The organism is Streptomyces sp. NPDC001890 (assembly GCF_042891445.1).
Classification (GTDB): Bacteria; Actinomycetota; Actinomycetes; order Streptomycetales; family Streptomycetaceae; genus Streptomyces.
The window spans coordinates 1,303,033-1,323,127 of record NZ_JBIATE010000001.1; the positions used below are offsets into that span (position 1 = coordinate 1,303,033).

20 protein-coding genes are annotated in these 20,095 nt (G+C 71.4%); 13 read left to right on the forward strand and 7 right to left on the reverse strand.

The window, feature by feature from the left end:
• Window positions 1–129 precede the first annotated feature (129 nt).
• A complete protein-coding gene (locus ACFYY1_RS05755) occupies window positions 130–831 on the reverse strand; it encodes a hypothetical protein (protein ID WP_388581253.1) in 702 nt (233 codons plus the stop codon).
• 92 nt (window positions 832–923) lie between these two features.
• Between ACFYY1_RS05755 and ACFYY1_RS05760 the strand changes: the two genes are divergently transcribed.
• The 5 genes from ACFYY1_RS05760 to amaP are packed head-to-tail and all read left to right on the forward strand — an operon-like array spanning window position 924 to window position 3,247.
• Window positions 924–1,397, forward strand: coding sequence for an Asp23/Gls24 family envelope stress response protein (locus ACFYY1_RS05760; protein WP_388581256.1), 474 nt, complete (start codon window positions 924–926; stop codon window positions 1,395–1,397).
• 32 nt (window positions 1,398–1,429) lie between these two features.
• A complete protein-coding gene (locus ACFYY1_RS05765; RefSeq protein WP_351255172.1) occupies window positions 1,430–1,621 on the forward strand; it encodes a hypothetical protein in 192 nt (63 codons plus the stop codon).
• Complete coding sequence (locus ACFYY1_RS05770) at window positions 1,618–1,980, forward strand: hypothetical protein (RefSeq protein WP_388581259.1); 363 nt, start codon at window positions 1,618–1,620, stop codon at window positions 1,978–1,980. The genes ACFYY1_RS05765 and ACFYY1_RS05770 overlap by 4 nt, the downstream gene beginning before the upstream one ends.
• Window positions 1,977–2,663: a DUF6286 domain-containing protein gene (locus tag ACFYY1_RS05775; protein WP_388581262.1), complete on the forward strand. Its 687-nt coding sequence runs from the start codon at window positions 1,977–1,979 to the stop codon at window positions 2,661–2,663. The genes ACFYY1_RS05770 and ACFYY1_RS05775 overlap by 4 nt, the downstream gene beginning before the upstream one ends.
• A 5-nt stretch (window positions 2,664–2,668) precedes the next feature.
• Window positions 2,669–3,247: an alkaline shock response membrane anchor protein AmaP gene (gene amaP / locus ACFYY1_RS05780; protein WP_388581540.1), complete on the forward strand. Its 579-nt coding sequence runs from the start codon at window positions 2,669–2,671 to the stop codon at window positions 3,245–3,247.
• Window positions 3,248–3,283: 36 nt separating this feature from the next.
• Here amaP and ACFYY1_RS05785 read toward each other — a convergent pair whose 3' ends face one another.
• From ACFYY1_RS05785 to ACFYY1_RS05810, 6 genes are all read right to left on the reverse strand, one after another.
• Window positions 3,284–4,039, reverse strand: coding sequence for an SDR family oxidoreductase (locus ACFYY1_RS05785; protein WP_388581265.1), 756 nt, complete (start codon window positions 4,037–4,039; stop codon window positions 3,284–3,286).
• Between the two features lie 5 nt (window positions 4,040–4,044).
• Entirely contained in the window at window positions 4,045–5,844 is a 1,800-nt protein-coding gene (locus ACFYY1_RS05790) for a glycoside hydrolase family 15 protein (protein WP_388581267.1), read from the reverse strand.
• Window positions 5,845–5,941: 97 nt separating this feature from the next.
• Window positions 5,942–6,754 carry an SURF1 family protein gene (locus tag ACFYY1_RS05795; RefSeq protein ID WP_388581269.1) on the reverse strand — a complete coding sequence of 271 codons (813 nt, stop codon included), beginning with the start codon at window positions 6,752–6,754 and terminating at the stop codon, window positions 5,942–5,944.
• Window positions 6,755–6,822: 68 nt separating this feature from the next.
• Window positions 6,823–7,056, reverse strand: coding sequence for a hypothetical protein (locus ACFYY1_RS05800; RefSeq protein ID WP_388581272.1), 234 nt, complete (start codon window positions 7,054–7,056; stop codon window positions 6,823–6,825).
• Window positions 7,057–7,119: 63 nt separating this feature from the next.
• On the reverse strand, window positions 7,120–8,118 hold the full coding sequence (locus tag ACFYY1_RS05805) for a DEDDh family exonuclease (protein WP_388581275.1): 999 nt from the start codon (window positions 8,116–8,118) through the stop codon (window positions 7,120–7,122).
• A 29-nt stretch (window positions 8,119–8,147) separates the two neighbouring features.
• Window positions 8,148–8,819 (reverse strand): TetR/AcrR family transcriptional regulator, encoded by a 672-nt coding sequence (locus ACFYY1_RS05810; RefSeq protein WP_388581277.1) that lies wholly within the window; start codon window positions 8,817–8,819, stop codon window positions 8,148–8,150.
• Between the two features lie 126 nt (window positions 8,820–8,945).
• Here ACFYY1_RS05810 and ACFYY1_RS05815 point away from each other — a divergent pair, with 126 nt between their 5' ends.
• The 8 genes from ACFYY1_RS05815 (at window position 8,946) to ACFYY1_RS05850 (ending at window position 20,092) form a co-directional block, all read left to right on the forward strand.
• On the forward strand, window positions 8,946–9,746 hold the full coding sequence (locus tag ACFYY1_RS05815) for an acetoacetate decarboxylase family protein (protein WP_388581280.1): 801 nt from the start codon (window positions 8,946–8,948) through the stop codon (window positions 9,744–9,746).
• Entirely contained in the window at window positions 9,743–10,627 is an 885-nt protein-coding gene (locus tag ACFYY1_RS05820) for an SDR family NAD(P)-dependent oxidoreductase (RefSeq protein ID WP_388581283.1), read from the forward strand. The genes ACFYY1_RS05815 and ACFYY1_RS05820 overlap by 4 nt, the downstream gene beginning before the upstream one ends.
• A gap of 10 nt (window positions 10,628–10,637) precedes the next feature.
• On the forward strand, window positions 10,638–11,915 hold the full coding sequence (locus ACFYY1_RS05825) for an amidohydrolase family protein (protein ID WP_388581285.1): 1,278 nt from the start codon (window positions 10,638–10,640) through the stop codon (window positions 11,913–11,915).
• A complete protein-coding gene (locus ACFYY1_RS05830; RefSeq protein WP_388581288.1) occupies window positions 11,915–13,144 on the forward strand; it encodes an amidohydrolase family protein in 1,230 nt (409 codons plus the stop codon). Before ACFYY1_RS05825 ends, ACFYY1_RS05830 begins: the two co-directional genes overlap by 1 nt.
• A gap of 89 nt (window positions 13,145–13,233) precedes the next feature.
• Window positions 13,234–18,411 (forward strand): caspase family protein, encoded by a 5,178-nt coding sequence (locus ACFYY1_RS05835; RefSeq protein WP_388581291.1) that lies wholly within the window; start codon window positions 13,234–13,236, stop codon window positions 18,409–18,411.
• Window positions 18,408–18,716 (forward strand): hypothetical protein, encoded by a 309-nt coding sequence (locus ACFYY1_RS05840; protein ID WP_388581294.1) that lies wholly within the window; start codon window positions 18,408–18,410, stop codon window positions 18,714–18,716. The genes ACFYY1_RS05835 and ACFYY1_RS05840 overlap by 4 nt, the downstream gene beginning before the upstream one ends.
• A complete protein-coding gene (locus ACFYY1_RS05845) occupies window positions 18,713–19,327 on the forward strand; it encodes a hypothetical protein (protein WP_388581297.1) in 615 nt (204 codons plus the stop codon). Before ACFYY1_RS05840 ends, ACFYY1_RS05845 begins: the two co-directional genes overlap by 4 nt.
• A 51-nt stretch (window positions 19,328–19,378) precedes the next feature.
• Window positions 19,379–20,092, forward strand: a complete 714-nt coding sequence (locus ACFYY1_RS05850; RefSeq protein ID WP_388581300.1) for a VIT family protein — start codon at window positions 19,379–19,381, stop codon at window positions 20,090–20,092.
• Window positions 20,093–20,095 lie beyond the last annotated feature (3 nt).

Sequence of the window (20,095 nt, forward strand, 5' to 3'; positions counted from 1 at the left end):
ATCGGCGCGGCCGGTCAGCGCCTCCGTGCCGCGCTCACGGGCGGGCCCGGACCCCGGCCCCGCCCCGCGCTCGTCTCTGTTCCGCCACGGTCGTGCCCTGTTCCGCCACGGTCGTGCCCCGCCCCGCGCTCAGCCCTGCTCCACCACCGCCGTGACCAGCACCGCGACCGAAGGGTGCCCCTCCACCGCCGCGGCCACGGCGCCCCGCACCGCACGGGCCACGTCGAGCGCCCGGTGGTCCGAGGCCGTCGCCAGCTCGACCCGCACATGGCCCGGCCGCGCGTGCACCGCATGGCCCAGCGCCCGGGTCGGCGTCACCACGCCGGGGACGCCCGCAGCCGCGGTCCCCGCGACCCCCTCCGCCGGTGCAGGGCGCACCTCGGCCGGGGCGGGAGCCGGTCGTTCCGGTGCCGTGTCGAGCAGCTCCGTCACCCGGACGTCCACCGCGGCAACCACCAGGCCCAGGCGCTGTCCGGCCGCCGTCAGCAGCGCCGCGCGCAGCGCCTCGGCCGCGGCAGGCAGGGGCTGACCGGACACGGCCGACATCGCCGCCTCGATCCGCAGCGGACCCGGCCGCAGCGCGCTCGGCGGCGCCTCCACCTCCGCCAGGGGCGCCCCGTCCGGATCGGCCACCGAGATCCTGAGCTCCCCGAGCACGGGGCCGGGACCCGCCACCGCCACCGCCCCGCGCAGCACCGCGACCGCGGCCCGCTCGGAGATCCAGGCCCCGTCCGCCGGACCGCCCAGCGGAAGCAGCCGACCGAGACCGAGCCGCTGCCGGACCGCCGCTGTCCATCCGTCCGCCCTGCGCGGGTCGTCAGCCGTCGTCATTGCCCCAGCCTGCCGCATTCACGGCGCGAGACGGGGCAAGCACACCTAATGTGGGCAAAGAGGTCCAACCTGCCCAGAAGGGAAAAATGGCGATGACCGACACCACTCAGCGGAACCGCCCGGAGAGCCCCGACAAGGAATCGACCCAGATCACCAGGCGTGGCGGGGGCGCCCCCGCCACCCGTGGCCGGACGACCATCGCCGACGGTGTGGTCGAGAAGATCGCGGGAATGGCGACCCGCGACGTGGTCGGCGTCCACGCCATGGGCAGTGGTTTCTCGCGCACCTTCGGAGCCGTGCGCGACCGGGTGCCCGGCGGCGGCAAGTCCGTCACCCGCGGAGTGAAGGCGGAGGTCGGGGAGTCCCAGACCGCGCTCGACCTGGAGATCGTCGTCGAATACGGCGTCTCGATCTCCGACGTCGCCCGTGACGTACGGGAGAACGTGGTCGCCGCGGTCGAGCGGATGACCGGGCTGGAGGTCGTCGAGGTCAACATCGCGGTGAGCGACGTGAAGCTGCCCGACGAGGCCGACGAAGAGGACCAGTCCGAGTCACGTCTCCATTAGACCTCCGGCGCAAGGCAGTTGAGGAGCGCACGATGAGCATGGCTGTGGTCGGCATGGTGGCCGGCATGGCGCTCGCATTCGCCGGGTACTTCGGCGGGTTCGGGGCCTTCCTGCTGGTGGCCGCCCTGGGAGCGGTGGGCTTCGTCGCCGGCCGTCTCCTGGAGGGTGACCTGGAGCTCGGCGACTTCTTCCGCAGTCGCGAGCGCGGCGACCGACGGCGGTGACGGCGTTGTCGGGGGTGAAGGACCGGATCGCCGCCGGTGAGCGCGGGGAGACCCGGATCGCCGACCGGGTGGTCGCGAAGATCGCCGCGCAGGCGGCGAAGGAGGCGATCGACGAGCCGCCGGAACAGGGTGGCGCACCGCGCGCCACGGTCACGGTGCACCGGGGCGCCGCCCGGGTGCGGGTGAGCCTGGAGCTCGGATATCCCTGCGACATCGGCCGCCAGTGCGGCGGGGTGCGTCGCCATGTCGCCGAACGGGTGAAAGCGTTGGCGGGAATGGAAGTGCCCGAGGTGGCCGTACAGGTCGAGCGCCTGCATCCGACAGGAGCCGGCGCCGCGGCACAGGGGAGGATCCAGTGACCGAGCCCCACGAACCGGAGCACCGCACCGGACGGCCGCCCGCCGACGGCGCCGCCGAGCAGGGGGACGTGCTCGAACTCGACCAGTCCGCCTCGTCGGCCGCGTACGACCCCGAGCCCGCGCGGCAGGAGGACGCCGCTGGGGCGGGCCGCTTCTGGTCGGCGCGCCGGATCCCCGCGACGCTCCTCGCGCTCGTGGTCCTCGGCGGCAGCGGGCTGCTGCTCTACGACGTGGCCGCGGTGCGGGCCGACCGCCCGGCGATGCGGTGGCGCCGGGCGCTGGCCGACCAGCTCGCCGAGCGCCCCCTGGAGAACGCCTGGCTGCTCGCCGCCGCCGCGCTCGCCGTGGCCATCGGCTTCTGGCTCCTCGTGCTCGCCGTCACCCCCGGACTCCGCGCCCTGCTGCCCATGCGCCGCGACCGTCCCGCCGTACGGGCCGCACTCGACCGGTCCGCGGCCGCACTGGTCCTGCGCGACCGGGCCGTCGAGGTGTCCGGAGTGCAGTCGGTACGGGTCCGGATGGGCCGGGGCCGGGCGGTGGTGCGCGCCGTCTCGCACTTCCGGGAACTCGACGACGTACGGGCCGATCTGGACACCGTGCTCGGGACCGGCATGAGGGAACTCGGGCTGGCCCGGCCACCGAGCCTGTCCGTCCATGTCCGCCGGCCCACGAAGAAGGGGTGAGCCCGTTGCTCAGGACCGTCAACCGGGCACTGCTCGGCCTCGCCGGGCTGGTACTGATCTGCGGCGGCGGCGCGGTGCTCGCCGCTGGTCTCGGCCTCGCCGTGCCGTCCTGGTGGCCCTGGTACGGCAAGGGCGACGTGCTCATCAGCGCGGCCGACCGGAACCGCTGGCGCGACCAGGGCTGGTGGTGGCCGGCGGTGATCGCCGTCCTCGCCGTCGTGGTCGTCCTCGCCCTGTGGTGGCTGCTGGCCCAGCTGCGCCGCGCCCGCCTTGCCGAGGTGCTGGTGGACAGCGGGGACGGCGAGGGGGCGCTGCTGCGGGGCCGGGCCCTGGAAGGGGTGCTCGCCGGTGAGGCGGGAACGCTGGACGGGGTGGCCCGCGCCCAGGTCGCGCTGACCGGCCGGCGCAGCTCGCCGCATGCCAGGATCCGCCTGCTGATGGAACCGCACGCGGCGCCGGACGAGGCGCTCGGCCGCCTCACCGACGAGGCGCTGGCCCATGCGCGGGACTCGGCGGGGCTGGCCGAGCTGCCGGCCGAGGTGCGGCTGAGGGCGGTCAGGCACCGTGCGGAACGGGTGAGCTGACCGCCGCTGCCGCCGCGACCGGGGCCGGGCTCCGGTTCAGAAGCCGTGCCGGGAGCCGCCGTCGACCGGCACCATGATGCCCGTCAGATACGAGGCCGCGGGGGAGAGCAGGAACGCCGCGGTCCGGCCGAACTCCTCCGGGGTGCCGTAGCGCCGCAGCGGGATCTGCGCCTCGTTGGCCGTCCGGGCGGCCTCCGCGTCGCCCGAGAGGGCATCCAGCTCACGCACCCGGTCCGTGTCGATCCGGGACGGCAGCACGCCCACCACCCGGATGCCGCGCGGACCGAGCTCGTCCGCCAGCGACTTGGCGAAACCGGCCAGGCCGGGACGGAGCCCGTTGGAGACGGTCAGCCCGGGGATCGGCTCGTACACGGAGCCGGAGAGCACGAAGCCGATCACACCGCCCTCGCCGAGCACGGCCGCCGCGGCCCTGGCCAGCCGTACCGCGCCCAGGAACACCGACTCGAAGGCCGACTGCCACTGCTCGTCGGTGTTGTCGGCGAGGAAACCGGGGGCCGGCCCGCCGACGCTGATGAGAATGCCGTCCAGCCGGCCGAACCGTTCGTGCGCCTCGTCCACCAGACGCCGCGCGGACGCGGGGTCGGCGTTGTCGGCGGCGAGGCCGACCGCGTCCGGCCCCAGGTCGGCGGCGGCCGCCTCGGCGCGCTGTGCGTCCCGGCCGGTGACGATCACCCTCGCCCCGTCGTCGGTGAGCACCCGCGCCGTGGCGTTGCCGAGCCCCCGGGTCGCTCCGGTGACGATGTACACGCGGTCCTTCAGTCCAAGATCCATGGCCCCTATCCTGCCCCGTCGGGTTCCAGCGTGTCCTCCCCGGCCAGTGCCATGGCGGTGCCCACGAGGCCGATGTGGCTGAACGCCTGCGGGAAGTTGCCCAGCTGGCGGCGGCCGACGGTGTCGTACTCCTCGGCGAGCAGCCCCACGTCGTTACGGAGCGCCAGGAGCCGTTCGAAGAGATCCCGGGCCTCCTCGGTGCGCCCGGTCAGGCGCAGGGCGTCGGCCAGCCAGAACGAGCACGCCAGGAAGGCCCCCTCGCTGCCGGGCAGTCCGTCGATCGAGCCGCCGTCCGTGCTGTAGCGGCGGACCAGGCAGTCCCGGCCCAGCTCGGCCCGGACCGCGTCGACCGTACCGATCACCCGGGGATCGTCCGGCGGCAGAAAACCGGTCCGGGGGATCAGCAGGGTCGCGGCGTCCAGGTTCCGTGAGCCGTAGGACTGGGTGAAGGTGTTCCGTTCCGGGTCGTACCCCTTCTCGCAGACCTCCCGGTGCACGGCGTCCCGCATCGCCCGCCACCGCTCGGCGTCGCCGGCCAGTGCGGGGTTGTTCTCCAGGGTGCGCACGGCACGGTCGGCCGCGACCCAGGCCATCACCTTGGAGTGCACGAAGTGACGGCGCTGGCCGCGGATCTCCCACAGCCCCTCGTCCGGCTCCCGCCAGGTGGACTCCAGGAAGCCGAGCAGGCTGAGCTGCAGACTCCAGGCGTGCGGCTTGTCGTCGAGACCCGCCTCACGGGCCAGCCGCAAGGAGTCGATGACCTCCCCGTACACATCGAGCTGACGCTGACGGACCGCGGCGTTGCCGATCCGGACCGGGGAGGAGCTCTCGTATCCGCGCAGCCACGGCAGCTCCGCCTCGGGCAGTCTGCGTTCTCCCGCGAGCCCGTACATGATCTGGAGGTCGGCCGGGTCCCCGGCGACCGCCCGCAGCAGCCAGTCCCGCCAGGCGGCGGCCTCCTCCAGGTAGCCGGCCGAGATCAGGGCGCCGAGGGTCAGCGTGGAGTCCCGCAGCCAGCAGAAACGGTAGTCCCAGTTCCGGACGCCCCCGATCTCCTCCGGCAGCGAGGTGGTGGGCGCCGCCACGATGCCGCCGGTCGGGCCGAAGGTCAGCGCCTTCAGCGTGATCAGCGAGCGGATCACCGCTTCCCGGTAAGGGCCCCGGTACTTGCACCGGGCGGACCACTCGGCCCAGTCGGACAGAGTGCTCTCCAGCGCCGCGTACGGGTCGACCAGCTCGGGGCGGGGCGAGTGCGAGGGATGCCAGGTCAGTACGAACGCCACCTTCTCGCCCGCGGAGACGGTGAACGACGAGCAGGTGGAGAACTGCTGACCCCAGGTCTTGACCGGCGGCTCGCTGCGCAGCCAGGCCGAGTCCGGCCCCGCGACCGCCACCCGGTGCCCCTGCGAGCGGCGCACCCAGGGCACGACCGAGCCGAAGTCGAAGCGCAGCCGGATCACGGAGCTCATCTCGACGGTGCCGCTGACGCACTCGACGATCCGCATGACGTCGGGTTCCTGATCGCGCTGCGGCATGAAGTCGATGACCTTGACCGTCCCGGTGCGGGTCTCCCAGACCGTCTCCAGGACGAGGGACTCACCCGCGTAGCCGCGCCGGGTACAGGTCTCCGCACCCTTCGGGGCGATCCGCCAGTGGCCGTTGTCCTCGTCGCCGAGCAGGGCGGCGAAGCAGGCTCCCGAGTCGAAGCGGGGCAGACAGAGCCAGTCGACAGAACCGTTTCTGCCGACCAGGGCGGCTGTCTGGAGATCGCCGATGAGGGCGTAGTCCTCGATGCGTGGGGTCACGTTCTGGCGTGTTCCCGAACCGGGGCCCCGTTAAGCAGATCCGGGCGGCGTGGGTCACCCGGCCGGTATGTCCGGCCCGCATCCGGCGGAAACGGTGTCAGGCCGTGGCGGGTTCCGGCTTCTCCGGCTCGGCGGGCTGCTGCTCCCCGGCAGCGGCCTTCGCCGCCTGTGCCCGGTCGCGCTTCTCCCGGCGCGCCAGCACCACGTACCCGACCGGGACACCGGCGGCGAAGAGCCACCACTGCACGGCGTACGCCATGTGCGGGCCGATCGAGCCGTCGTCGGGGGCCTCGATCAGTTCCGGGGAGTCGCCGACGGGCTCGGGCGCGGTCTGCTCGATGTAGCCGCCGAGCACCGGCCGGGAGAGCCTCTTGGCCTCCTGGGTGCTGCTGATCAGCATCACCTGGCGGTCCGGGAGGTCCGAGATGTCCTTGATGCCGCTGGCGCCGGTCGTCTCGTCGGCCTTGAGGCGTCCGGTGACGGTCACCTCGCCGCCGGGCACGGCCGGTACGTCGGGGAAGGCCTGCTGGCTCGCGGCGGAGGGCACCCAGCCGCGGTTGACCAGGACCGTGCCGCCGCCCTTGAGGTCGAGCGGGATCAGCACATGGACACCGATCCGGCCGTCGGTGGAGGTCCTGCGGCGCACGACCACCTGGTGCGCGGTGTCGTATGTACCCGTGGCGGTCACCGTGCGCCAGTAGTCGGAGCGCGGGACCGTGTGACCCGGAGCGGTGAGCGAGGCGACCGGAACCGGTTCCGCCTTGAGATTGCGGGAGATCAGGGAGTTCTGCGCGACCTTGTGCTCATGCCGGTGCAGCTGCCAGAAACCCAGCTCGACCATGGTGGGCATCAGGACGAGGGCGAGGAGGGCGAGGATCAGCCACTGCCGGGTCAACAGGAAGCGGTACACCCCACGACCGTACAACTGTGCCGTGGGGTGCGACGCGCAGGGGTCGGGGAAGGGGACACGACCGCGCTTCAGACTTTGTCGATGATGCCCACCTTCCCCTCGGCGCGGGCGCAGTGCCCGCCGCAGAACCAGTGCCCGTCGACCTCGACACCCTGGCCGATGATCTGGACCCGGCAGTGCTCACAGATGGGCGCCATGCGGTGGATGGCGCAGGAGAAGCAGTCGAAGACGTGGATCGCGCCCTGCGCGTGCACCTCGAACGACATGCCGTAGTCGTTTCCGCAAACCTCACAACGTGCCATGCGCCACAGGGTGGGACGCGGGGGCGGCGGCGGGCGAGCGTGGGCGGGCGAGTCGCCGCCGGTTCACTCCGATGACGGCGCGGGCACCTGGGCGCCGGCGGGTGCCACGTCGCGCAGCAGATGGGTGAAGGCGCTCTCGTCCAGGATCGGTGTGCCGAACGACTTCGCCTTGACGGTCTTCGACGTCGCCGCGTCCGGGTCGTTGGTGACCAGCAGACTGGTCAGCCGGGAGACGCTGGTCGCCACATGGAGCCCGGCCTCCACGGCCCGGTCCTCCAGCAGCTCGCGGTCGACGGAGGTGTCCCCGGAGAAGGCCACCCGCATGCCCTGCATGAGAGGTTTGTCCTTCTGGTACCGCCCGGGGTTCGGATACGGGCACGCCGGGCGCTTGCGCGAGGGGCGCCAGCTGGTCTGACCGTACGAAGCCTGATAGCCGATCCTCGGTGTGACCGGGGAGTCCGACCACTCGGTCAGCGGCCGGCACTCCAGCAGCGGCAGCCGCACCCCGTCCCGCGCCGCCGCGTGCAGGCTCGGCCGGAACGCCTCGGCCAGCACCCGGGCGTCGTCCAGGGCGTGGTGGGCGTGCTGCTGCACGACGCCGAAGTGCGCGGCCAGCGACGCCAGCTTGTGGTTGGGCAGCGGCAGCCGCAGCTCCTTGGCGAGCGCGATGGTGCACAGCCGCTGCTCGACGGGGGCGACGACCGAGGCCCGTGCGTACTCCCGGGCCAGCATCGACCAGTCGAAGGCCGCGTTGTGCGCGACGAGGACGCGGCCCGCGAGCCGCTCGGAGAGCTGCGCGGCGATCTCCGGGAACAGCGGGGCGCCTTCGAGCACCTCACTGGTCAGGCCGTGGATCCAGACCGGGCCGGGATCGCGCTCGGGGTTGACGAGGGTGTACCAGTGGTCCTCGACATCGCCCTGCGCGTCCAGACGGTAGACGGCGGCGGACACTATCCGGTCGTCCCGTGCGAGTCCGGTGGTCTCCACGTCGACGACCGCGTACCCCTGGGGGTAGGCGGTCGGCCACGGTGCTGCGGTCTGGCGGTCGTCGAGCATGGTCACAGAGAATACGGGCCGCCACTGACAGTCTCCTATTCGGCCGTTCGCCCCCGGGCCCCGGTGCCGGGCCCCGGCCCCCGCTGCCCGGGGCCCGCCAGCAGCCCCTCCACCAGGGCCCGTACGGAATCCGCGAACAGCCGGTCCGGGTCGGCGGGCCGGGCCAGCGCACGGGCCAGCGCCGGGTCGTCGTCCGCGGTGGACGCGGCCCACAGATCGCCCTCGCCGGGGGACTGGACGGGGGACCGCTCCCGGTTGCGTTCCACGAGCAGGAAGCCGACGGTCTGGAACTGCACCGCCCGCACCGCCGCCGCCGCCCGCGCCCCGCGCAGCCCCGCGGCGTGCACCTCGTGGACGAGGGCCTGTTGCGCGGGGAGGAACATCCGCTCGGTGAGCCCCCGTTCGTGGACCATCGCGATCAGATGCGGTCTGGCCCGCAGCTCGCGGCGCAGGCCACGGGCGACGGAGACGATGCGGGCCGCCGGGGTCCGGCCGGCCGGGCCGAGGGTGCCCATCTCGCGCACGGTGCGCTCGACGAGGGCGTCCAGCAGCGATTCACGGTTGCCGACGTGCCAGTAGATCGACGTGACCGCGGTGCCCAGCTCCGTGGCGAGGGCGCGCATGGTGAGGGCCTGCGGCCCGTGCCGCCTCACCAGGGCGGCGGCCGTGTCCAGGACCTCTTCGCGGGTCAGCGACGATCGCGCCACAACGCTCCTTGGTTCTCGAACTCCGTTACGTGCATGCCTATTTACCCTTCATCGGCATCGGTGTAACTGTGTTACAGAACCCGGCACGGAGACCGATCCACGGACGACCGAGAAGGGTGGTACGACATGGCACGCGTACGGTACGGCGCGCGCACCGAGGCCGAGATCGCGGCGGCCCGCACGGCCCGCTCCCAGCTCCCCGACATCTGGTCCACCGGTGTGGTGGCCCTCTGGGAGAGCGACCCCGAAGCGGTGGCGGCCGTCCTGCCGCCGCCCCTCGAACCGGCCGGGCGCCCGCTCGTCCGGGCCAGTATCAGCACGGTCGAACTTCCCGGCTACCCGCTCGGCGCCGGCTCCGTCGCGGTCGCCGCAGTCCACGACGGCCACGAGGGCTGGTATCCGCTCGTCATGCCGATGACCCATGAACGGGCGCTGACCGGCGGCCGCGAGGTGTTCGGCGAACCGAAGAAGCTCGGCGAGGTGACCGTCGAACGCGACGGCCTCGTCGTCCGGGCCGCGCTCGCCCGGCACGGCATCGAGTTCGTCGAGGTGCGCGGCGCGGTGAGCGGCCCGCTGCCCCTGCCCGAACCGGCCGGCAAACTCGACTTCTACTTCAAGTTCCTGCCCGCTGTGGACGGCGAGGGCTTCGACTCCGACCCCGTGCTGATCCACTGCACCCGCCACGAGAAGGTCCGCCGCCTGGAACGCCTCTCGGGCGACGTGGTGCTGCGCGAGTCGGTGTACGACCCGGTCGCCGACCTCCCCGTACGGCGGCTGGTCGAACTCACCATCGGCGAGAAGACCAGCGACCAGCGGGGCAGGGCCGTGGAACGGGTGAGCGCGAAGGCCCTGCTGCCGTACATCCACCAGCGCTACGACGACCCGCAGCAGATCCACGACGGCCCGCCGGAAGGGAGCGCCCGATGAGGCTGGAGGAGGGGCAGGTCGCCGTCGTCACCGGCGCCGCGAGCGGCATCGGCCTCGCGATGGCACGCAGGTTCGCCGCCGAGGGGCTGAAGGTGGTCCTCGCCGACGTGGAGGAGGACGCGCTCGACAAGGCGGCGGGCGAACTGCGCCAGGACGGTGCGCGGGTACTGGCCAGGGCCGTCGACGTCGGTGAACGCGACTCCGTCCAGGCCCTGGCCGAAGCCGCGTACGACACCTTCGGCGCCGTGCACGTGCTGTGCAACAACGCCGGTGTCGGCTCCGGGGCCGAGGGCCGGATGTGGGACCACGAACCGAACGACTGGAAATGGGCGTTCGCCGTCAACGTCTGGGGTGTCTTCCACGGCATCCAGGCGTTCGTGCCGCGCATGATCGCGGACGGCGCCCCCGGCCACGTCGTCAACACCTCCTCCGGTGACGGCGGGATCGCCCCGCTGCCGACCGCCTCCGTGTACGCGGTCACCAAGTCCGCCGTCGTCACGATGACCGAGTCGCTGTACGCACATCTGAAGGCGGAGGGCGTCGCGGTCGGCGCCTCGGTGCTCTTCCCCGGCCCGCACATGCTCCGTACCGGGCTGTGGGAGTCGCACCGCAACCGGCCGGAGCGGTACGCCAAGGAACACCCGCGCAGGACCCCGTACCGCAGCCTCGGCCAGTGGGAGTCCGCGATGCGGGCGGCGGGCCACGAGGTGGAGTTCACCCCGGTGGAGGACGTCGCGGCGACCGTCGTGGACGGGATACGCGCCGACCGCTTCTGGATGCTGCCGGACAGCGAGCACAGCGACCGGCAGATCCGCGCCAGGTCGCAGTCGATGCTGGAGCGGGCCAACCCGTCGTACCTGGAGAGTTTCATACTCGACTGAGGAGCGAGCGATGACCGACGACCCGTACCTGATCATCTCCTCCGACTGCCACGCCGGTCTGCCCACGGAGGAGTACCGGCCCTATCTCGACCCCCGCTTCCACCGGGACTTCGACGGCTTCCTCGCCGGGCGCGACCGCCGCCGCGAGGAGATGACCCGCCTCGGCGTGCGCAACGAGGCCTTCGCCGACAAGTGGTTCCACGACAACGAGGAGGGACTGAAGGGCGGTTGGGACGCCAGCAGGCGCCTGAAGGAACTCGACGGCGACGGGGTGGCGGCCGAGGTTGTCTTCCCCGACGCGGACGCCGTCGACAGCCGCACCGCCGCGCCCTTCGGCGTCGGTCTCGGCCTCTCCGGCGACCAGGACCCCGAGCTGGGCATGGCGGGCGCGCAGGCCCACAACCGCTGGCTCGCCGACTTCGTCTCGCAGAACCCCGAACGCCACTGCGGGGTCGCCCTGCTGCCCGTGACCGGCGAGGTCGACCGGGTCGTCGCGGAGGTCCACCGCGCCAAGGAGTCCGGCCTCGGCGCGCTGATGATCCCCTCCATGTGGGTGGACAAGGCGCCCTACCACGACCGCCGTTACGACCCCGTGTGGGCGGCCGCCGCCGAGACGGGGATGCCGGTGGTCACGCACTCCGGCGCGGCCCCGCGCCACGAGTACGGCGACCACCTCGGGATCTACGTCTCCGAGGTCACCTGGTGGCCGTCCCGCCCGCTCTGGTTCCTGCTCTGGTCGGGCGCCTTCGAACGCCACCCCGGGCTGAGGTTCGGCGTCGCCGAGTCCGGCTGCTGGTGGCTGCCGAACCTCCTCTGGTTCATGGACCGGCTCTACCTCGGCGCCCACGGCGGCAAGAAACTCTCCCCGTTCGCCGAGCTGAAGCGGCCCCCGCACGAGTACCTCGACCGCCAGGTCTTCGTCTGCGCCACGAACACCAAGCGCCGCGAACTCGCCCAGCGGTACGAGATCGGCGTCGACAACATTCTGTGGGGCAGCGACTTCCCGCACCCCGAGGGCACCTGGCCGAACACCGCCCAGTGGCTGCGCGACACCTTCCACGACATCCCCGTCGCCGAGACCCGCCGCATGCTGGGTCTCGCCGCGGCCGAGGTGTTCGGCTTCGACACGGCGAAGCTCGCCCCGATCGCCGAACGCATCGGCCCCACCCCGGCCGACCTGGGCCAGAGCACCGACCAGGCGGCGGTCGAGGCGTCCTGGGCGCGCTCGCGCGAGACCGGCCGGCACTGGCTGACCGGCCACGACTTCCCGGTCCTGGGGGCCGGCTGATGCCCCGCGAGCGCTACACCGTCATCTCCGCCGACTGCCACGCCGGCGCCGACCTCCTGGACTACCGGCCCTACCTGGAGTCGAAGCACCACGACGACTTCGACGCCTGGGCGGCGGCCTACGTCAACCCGTACGAGGACCTGGTCGCCGAAACCGCCGACCGCAACTGGAACTCGCAGCGCCGCCTCGCCGAGCTGGAGGCCGACGGCATCGTCGCGGAAGTGGTGTTCCCGAACACCATCCCGCCCTTCTTCCCCTCCGCCTCCCTGATGGCCCCCGCGCCCTCCCGGCAGGAGTACGAACAGCGCTGGGCCGGCCTGCGCGCCCACAACCGCTGGCTCGCCGACTTCTGCGCGCAGGCACCGGGCCGGCGCGCGGGCGTGGCACAGATCCTCCTCAACGACCCGGCGGAAGCGGTCCGCGAGGTCCGCCGCACCAAGGAGGCGGGCCTCACCGGCGGCATCCTGCTGCCCGGTGCACCGCCGGGCTCGGGCGTCCCGGAGCTGTACTCGCAGGCGTACGACCCGCTGTGGGCGGTCTGCGCGGAGCTGGACGTACCGGTGAACCACCACGGCGGCTCGGCCTCCCCGCCGCTCGGCGACGAACCGGCGGCCCGCGCCGTCTTCATGGTGGAGACGACCTGGTTCTCCCACCGGGCGCTGTGGCACCTGGTCTTCGGCGGGGCCTTCCGCCGCCACCCCGGACTCAAACTGGTCCTCACCGAGCAGGGCTCCGGCTGGATCCCGGGCGTCGTCGAGATGCTCGACTACTACCACGGCCGCCTGGTCGCGGCGGCGACCCGGGCGACCACCGCCGAATCCAGGTTCGGTGCGGGCCTGGCCGCCGCGATGGGCGCGAGCCCCAGCGAGGTCTGGCGCGACAACTGCTACGTGGGCGCCAGCTTCATGCGCCCCCACGAGGTGCCGCTGCGCGACCGGATCGGCCTCGACAAGATCATGTGGGGCAGCGACTACCCGCACGACGAGGGCACCGCCCCGTACACACGGGAGGCCCTGCGGATCGCGTACGCGGGGGTACCGCCCGACGAGGTCGCGACGATGACCGGCGGCAACGCCGCCCGCGTCTACGGCTTCGACCTGGCGGCGCTCGACCGCATCGCGGCCGAGGTCGGCCCGACGGTCGAGGAGATCGCCGAACCGCTGAAGGAGATCCCGGAAGGCGCGACCAGCCCCGCCTTCGCACGGGGAGGGTCGGTACGCGTCTGGTGAACCGCAGTCGTCGAACCCCGTCCGGGCCGCCGTTCACCTGTGGCATGGTGATCTGCACCGATCAGGCCCGACGGGGGGAGGCGACGGCCGTGGGGATCAGCAGGCAGGCACTGCTCATCGCTGTGCCGCAGTACGAACTGAGCGATCACTTCGATGACTTGACGCAACCCGTGCAGCGGGACATCGAGCTGATGGATGCCGCGCTGCGTTCGTCCGGATACAGCGTCGAGACGCTGGGGCTCTCCCCGGACCGGCCTGCCCTGCGCTCCCGGATCGTCAGCGCCATCAGCCGGGTCTGCTGCACGGCACCCGAGGACGGCACCGTACTGATCCACTTCACCGGCCATGGACTCTCCGTCGACGGCGCCGACTACCTCGTGCCCTCGGAGGCCCAGCTCAACTGGTCGACCGATCCGCCGCATGTCGACGCCGCCGGCTTGATCGGTCTTGATCTGACGACGCTGCTCAAGGGCTGCAAGGCCGGCACGGTCCTGCTCACCGTCGACGCCTGCCGCGATGCGCAACAACCGGACGGTGAGGGCTCCTTCGGCGGGCCCGCGACCAACTTTCCGGCGTGGCGGGACCGGGTGGCCGTCGTCTTCGGCTGTGCGGCAGGCCAGACGTGCGGCTCGGACGACTCCCTGGGCAGCCACTTCACCCGGGCCCTCGCGGACGCCCTGGCCTCGGACACCTCCCCGCGGACCGTCAGCGAGGTCATCTCCCACACCGTCCGCAGAACCGCCGAATTCGCGCGGACCGCCCAGCACGAGCAACGCCCCACCGTGCACTACGCGCCGAGCGGCCCCGAGGCGATCGCCCGCACCGAACTCTGCACCGGGAAGACGCTCCAGGAGGAGTGGTCCGTCGCGATCCGGGACCCGGAGCTCTGGGCGGCCGTCCAGTGCGGCGAGGACCGCAGGGGCCAACTCCAGCAGGCCCTGGAGAAGCTGGTCCTGGACTGCGCCAAGCTGCGGGCGCAGTCACTGACCGAGAACCCCGACCCCTGGGCCGACGACGGCTTCCCGGTACGGGTGCTGACGAGCGGACTGCGGGCGCTGCTGGCCCCGTCGGTGACCCACGGCGGTCCGCTGCTGGACCCGTCGGAGCTCGCCGTGCTCATGGCCGCGCCGTTCGTCCGCGAGGCCGTCTACGCGATGGGCGTCAAGGCTGCGACGGTCGCCCGTCCCTTCCAGCTCGAACCGGCGGCGGGCGAACCGGGGCGCGTCGAGGCCCGGATCGACCTCGAACACACCTTCGCCGCGCACCCGCTGATCTGGCGCAAGGGGCGCGAACTGGCGGGCCGGGGCGCGAAGGAGGAGGCCGGGGCCGTCGCCGCCTGGCTGATGCACCGCCATGTCGCGGGGCGCGAGGAGCTCTGGGACACCTACGCACCGGGCCTGCTCGCCCCGCTCGCCACCGCCCTGCTCGGCACCGGTGACGCGTCCGCCCGGTCCGCGGAACTCATGGACGGGCTGATGCGGGTCTGCCGCCAGACCGCCGTGGTGCCGTCGCAGCCGTACACCGGGGAGCGCGAACCCGCCGAGGGGCCGCAGCGCCCGGAGCAGGTCCTGCCGCGCAACGGCCCCGCCGAACGGTGGCGGCCGCGTGAACTGTCCTGGCTGATCGGCCTCGCGGGCCTCCTCGGTGGAGACCTCCGCGACATGCCGGGCGTCCTGGTGGACAACATCGGGGTCACCGACGGCCTCGTCCCCGCCCAGGCGGTAGCCGGTGTCCAGGAGCTGCGCTGGTCCAGGGACCGCCTCGGGAACTCGCTCGACCTGGACCTGCCGTGCCCGCACCCCGCGGTGCACGCCGCACTGGAGACGCTGACCGGCTGGGCCGACGACGCCGTGCAGCACATCAAGCAGCACCTCGTGCCGGGCGAGACCGGAGGCCCTCTCACCTACCTCCCCGAACGTGTGACCTGCCGCAAACTGCGTCCTCAGTACGACGCCGCGGGCCGCGGCGACGCCTACGGACTGCCGCTCATGCGTTTCAGCCTCGCCGAGGACGAGATGCGTGAACTCCTCATGGGCTCCCAGCTGTACGGCGACCGGAACCTGGCCCTGCGCGAGCTCTACCAGAACGCCCTCGACGCCTGCCGCTACCGCGACGCACGGGTGCGGTACGGCGAGCGGAAGGAAGGCATCCGGCAGGGCTGGGACGGCGAGATCGTCTTCCGGCAAGGTGTCGACGAGTTCGGCCGCCCGTACGTGGAGTGCGAGGACAACGGCGTGGGAATGGGCCAGGCCGCGCTGCGCAGCACCTTCTCGCGTGCGGGCCGCCGGTTCGAGCAGTCCAGGGAGTACCGCAGGGAACAGGCCCGCTGGCGCGCGGTGGACAAGGACCTCAGGGTCTATCCGAACAGCCGCTTCGGGATCGGTGTGTTCAGCTACTTCATGCTGGCCGACGAGATCAGCATCTGGACCCGGGTCACGGACGAGTTCGGCCGCCCGGAATCCAGCCGCGGGCTGCGGGTGGACATCGCGTCGAGCGGAAGCCTCTTCCGTATCAAGGAGAGCGACGCCGCCCAGCCGGGCGGCGGGACCCGGGTGCGGCTCTATCTCAACGGCGACGCGATCGACGTGGCGAACGAACTGGCCAAGCGGGTATGGCTCTGCGACTACACCATGCGGGTGGAGCGCAGCGGTGCCGTGGTCAAGGAGTGGGAGAAGGACGTCCTCTACTACGACGGGGAGGCATCGGGGCCGGTAAGGGCTGGTCAGCATGTGTGGTGGGTTCCCGGGCAGGGCTGCCTGCTCGTCGACGGCATCTGGACGCCGACGAACAGCCGCGAAGAGGCGCCGAGCAGGTCATCCGGGTATGCGGGGAACTATTCGTCTTCGGATGCGGTTCCGTACGGTTGCGTCGTGGACCTCAGGGAGACTCATTCTCCCGATCTGAACACCAGCAGGACCCAGATCCTGAAGTTCGACAAAAAATGGATGACGAATCACGTCCGTGAATTGGCTCGGCGCATGGAGCTTCCTCCGTGGTTCACCGTGGAGTGGCTGTGGAACTTCGCGATCAGCGACTTCGGCAGTGCGGAACTGCTGGTCACCAGACTTCTCGATGACGATGCGCTGCTAGTCAGTACGAGTGGCTGGGATCGGGGTGCGGAAGTTCCACTGCGTAAAGTCGGATGCATTCCGATGGACATCTTTATGCTCAGAAACGGGACGCTCCCCAGCTATCTGAGGGAGATCCTTGAGTGGGTCACACCCGGACTGCTGGCGTGGCGGGTTGCTGTCCTGCATTCTGTCCGTATCCCGGTGGGCAGCAAATGGGCCGACGCGCCGGTGCCGGACTCGCTGGCAGGGTACCCGCAGCCGGTTTTCTGGGAGAGTCGGATGGCCGCCTTTCGTTTCGGGGAAAGAGTTCACTTCGAAGAGGCGATGGTGTCACGGAACGGGGATCGCCCTCTGACATTCGCGGAACTACTGCGCCGATTGCGGCGGTACGCGATTGCCGGTGTTCGAGTCCCTTCTGTTCCCGATCCCGAAGTCGCGCACGGCACGGAACTCGACTCGGTGGATTGTGCATTGCTCACGGAGAGTCGAGAGGGATTCGGCACACCGCTGGTCCGGCTGTGGGCGAAGGTGGACGAGGACGAGAGTCGACCGTTCGGTGATGTTCTGTATGTGCTGAGGCGCTTCTCGGTGCAGGGGGATCTTTCTTGGCGTGAGTCGCTGGTGCGGGCCAAGCGGCTCATCTCACTAGGATTTCCTTTGGACCCGTTGGGTGTTGATCTCGAAGACGTTCCTGAGCATTCGGTCGCGACTCGTCGAGAAATTTCGATCCTATCCCGCCACCCGAAGTTTATCGAAATGGGGTGGCGGGCCGAAGGCGACGAGATGTTTTCTTGGGAAGAGTACAAAAATGTGGTGACTCGATACGAATGGCTCGGGATCTCGACCGACGACGAGTTGGTAGAGGTCGCTCCCGAGGGCAAATCGCCCCTGACATTCGAGGAGGTGGGTGTCGCATTCGGGCAGCGATTCTGGAAAAAGCGTGGTCCGGCTCTGCGGACTTGGGCCAGGGCTTCTTCTGTGGAATCGGAAACCGTAGGCGAGGTGTACGAGCGTTTCGCTCCGTGGTTCAAATCGAGAGAAATGCAGCTTCCTGAACCGGGTGGCCTGAAGGACAGGGTCTTCAGTAAATTGGAGGCCGAGCTGCTGGAGGATCCGACCATCCCTGCCGAGTCCTTCGAGGTGTGCAGCGGACGGGAGATCCCACCCCCCTATCTCGCGCCGCTCTCCGAAATCGCTGTCAATGTGCGCAGGTCCCAGGCAGGCACGGCCGAAATCGTCGCAAGTCTGACGAACCTGGCGGAGTCCGGGCTGGTGGACGACAGGGCCGGGGAGTTCGTCGGTCGCTGGCTCACCGTTCCCCAGGAGGACATGAGCCTGCTGATGCCGTGGTCGTGGGGTGTGAAGTGGCTCAGGAGCGCGGGCGGCCCGACCTGCCTGGACTCCGCCTACGCACTGCTGGTGGCCGCTGCGTGCCAACTCCCGCTCGGCTCGGTGTACGCGAAGTTCTCCGAACTGGGACCACTGCTGGGCATGGAGCCGGAGACCAGCCCGCTGCCCGCGCAACTCGTCGACGCCCGCGTCACCATGGCAGATTTCGAGGCCAGTTGCGCCGCGGTGGCGGACGGGCCGGAATGGCTCCCGGGGCCCGATGTGCGCAAATTGGTGGAGCACGCCCGGAGCAGGGAGGGCACGCTCGGCGACAGCGTGCGGGAGCTGAGCCGGTTCGCCGTGCTCGGCAGCCCGTGGACGCCCCAGGACGACATGGCCACCGCGGAGTGGGCGCGGTGGCGTCCGACGCCGCACGACACGGCGATGTTCCTCGACGATCTGGCCGGCGACCGGCCGGTCGGCCCGATCGATCTCCTGCGGGTCGCCGCGCGCTTCGGCTGGCCGATGGACCGGGCCTGGGACCGGCTCGCGCTCTACCGTCCCTTCGGGGTCGAACTGCTCGTCGAGCGACCGGAGTTCTCCGAGATCCCGCTGTGGCAGGATCTGATCCTGCTCACCGAGGAGTACACCGGCCGCGCCCCGGCACTCGGCGGCCCGGTGTCCGGTGAGCGGATCGCCGTCAGCGCACGTGAGCTCGAATGGACCACCGCCGAGGTCGTCGAGCGCCTCAGGCTGTACGCGGAAGTGTTCGGTCTGGAAGTGCCCGACACGTACCCCGACGTCCCCGCACCGACACCGCCCGCGCAGCCGTACCGCGCGGCGGAGCACGAGAGGAGCACCGGATGACCCCGGCCCACGATCTGACACCGTTCCGGGAACAGGAGCTTGCACCGGCCGGCAGCCCCACCGTCGTGCGCTCCGCCGACGGGCGCTGGTACACGGTCACCGGCCCCTGCCCGAACTGCCACGCGAGCAGTGTGTTCCGGGTGGCGTACGGCGTGCTCGGCCCGTACAAGGGCCGCCGGCGCGCGCCGGAGCGGCTCACCGGCAGCATTCTGGTCTACTGCCAGTGCGGATTCCCGCATCCGGACCGGCCGTCCGAGTCGCCGGACACCGGCTGCGGCGCGTTCTGGGACGTGCCGGTGCCGTGACCGATCTGACGAGGAAGAGGTTCGCGCAGCTCGGCCAGCAGCTCCAGCTCGAACAGCTCACCGCCGTACGGAAGCAGGCCGAGGGCTGGCGGAACGGACTCACGGCATTGACGGGGCTCGTCGGTGTCGTCTTCGTCCTCAAGGGGCGCGAAAGCGTCGCGGGCATGCCCGCGGTATGGCGCTGGACGACGGCGGCGCTCCTCGTCCTGGCGTTCGCCCTGCTGCTCACCGGGGCGCTCGTCGCGGTGCGTGCCGCGCACGGTCAGCTCGGGCAGCGCATGTGGCTGAGCGGGGACAAGCTGATGTCCGCCGTGATGGACGAGGTCGAGCACACTCAGGACGTGCTGATCACGGCCCGGCGCTGCTCGGTCGTCGGGCTGTCCGCGATCGTGGCGGCCATCGCGGTCTCCTGGGTCGTACCGGCCGAAGCGGCCAAGGACGAGAAGCCGGCCGGGCCGAAGGTCCTGGTCTCCACACCCGTCGGCATCACCTGCGGCGAACTGGTGCTGAGCAACGGCGACGCGGTGACCGTCAGGACGGGCGGCAAGGGGAAGCTGCGACGCATACCGGCAGGTGATGTCCGGTCGCTCACGCCGACACCACGGTGCTGAGCGTGGTGTCGGTACGCGTCCGGTGACCGGGCGGAGTGAGACCATCCCGGGGTGACGGATACCCAGGCGCACCACGAACCGCACGGCAACGGCCTCGGCACGCGGCTGAACTGGCTGCGTGCCGCGGTCCTCGGTGCCAACGACGGGGTGGTCTCCACCGCGGGCCTGGTCGTCGGCGTGGCCGGTGCCACGGCCGACCGGGGCACCCTGCTCACCGCCGGCCTGGCGGGGCTGCTGGCCGGCTCCATGTCGATGGCGGCGGGCGAGTACGTGTCAGTCTCCACCCAGCGCGATTCGGAGATGGCCGCGCTGGCGACGGAGAAGCAGGAGCTGAAGGAGGCCCCCGAGGCGGAACTGGTCGAGCTGACCGGCCTGTTGGAGGGCAAGGGCCTGAGCCACGAAGTCGCCCGGGACGCGGCCCTCCAGCTCACCGAACGCGATGCGCTGCGCGCCCACGCGGTGGTGGAGCTGGGCATCGACCCGGACGAGCTGACGAACCCGTGGCACGCGGCGGGCGCGAGCTTCCTGGCGTTCACGGTCGGCGCGCTGCTGCCGCTGCTGGCGATCGTGCTGCCCCCGTCGTCGCTGCGGCTCCTGGTGACCGTGCTGTCGGTACTGGCCGCGCTGGCCCTCACCGGCTGGTGGAGCGCCCGGCTGGGCGAGGCGCGGGTGGGGCCGGCGGTGCTGCGGAACATGGCCGGGGGAGCGCTGGCGATGGCGGTGACCTATGGGGCGGGGCATTTGCTGGGGGCGGTGGGGGTCTGAGGG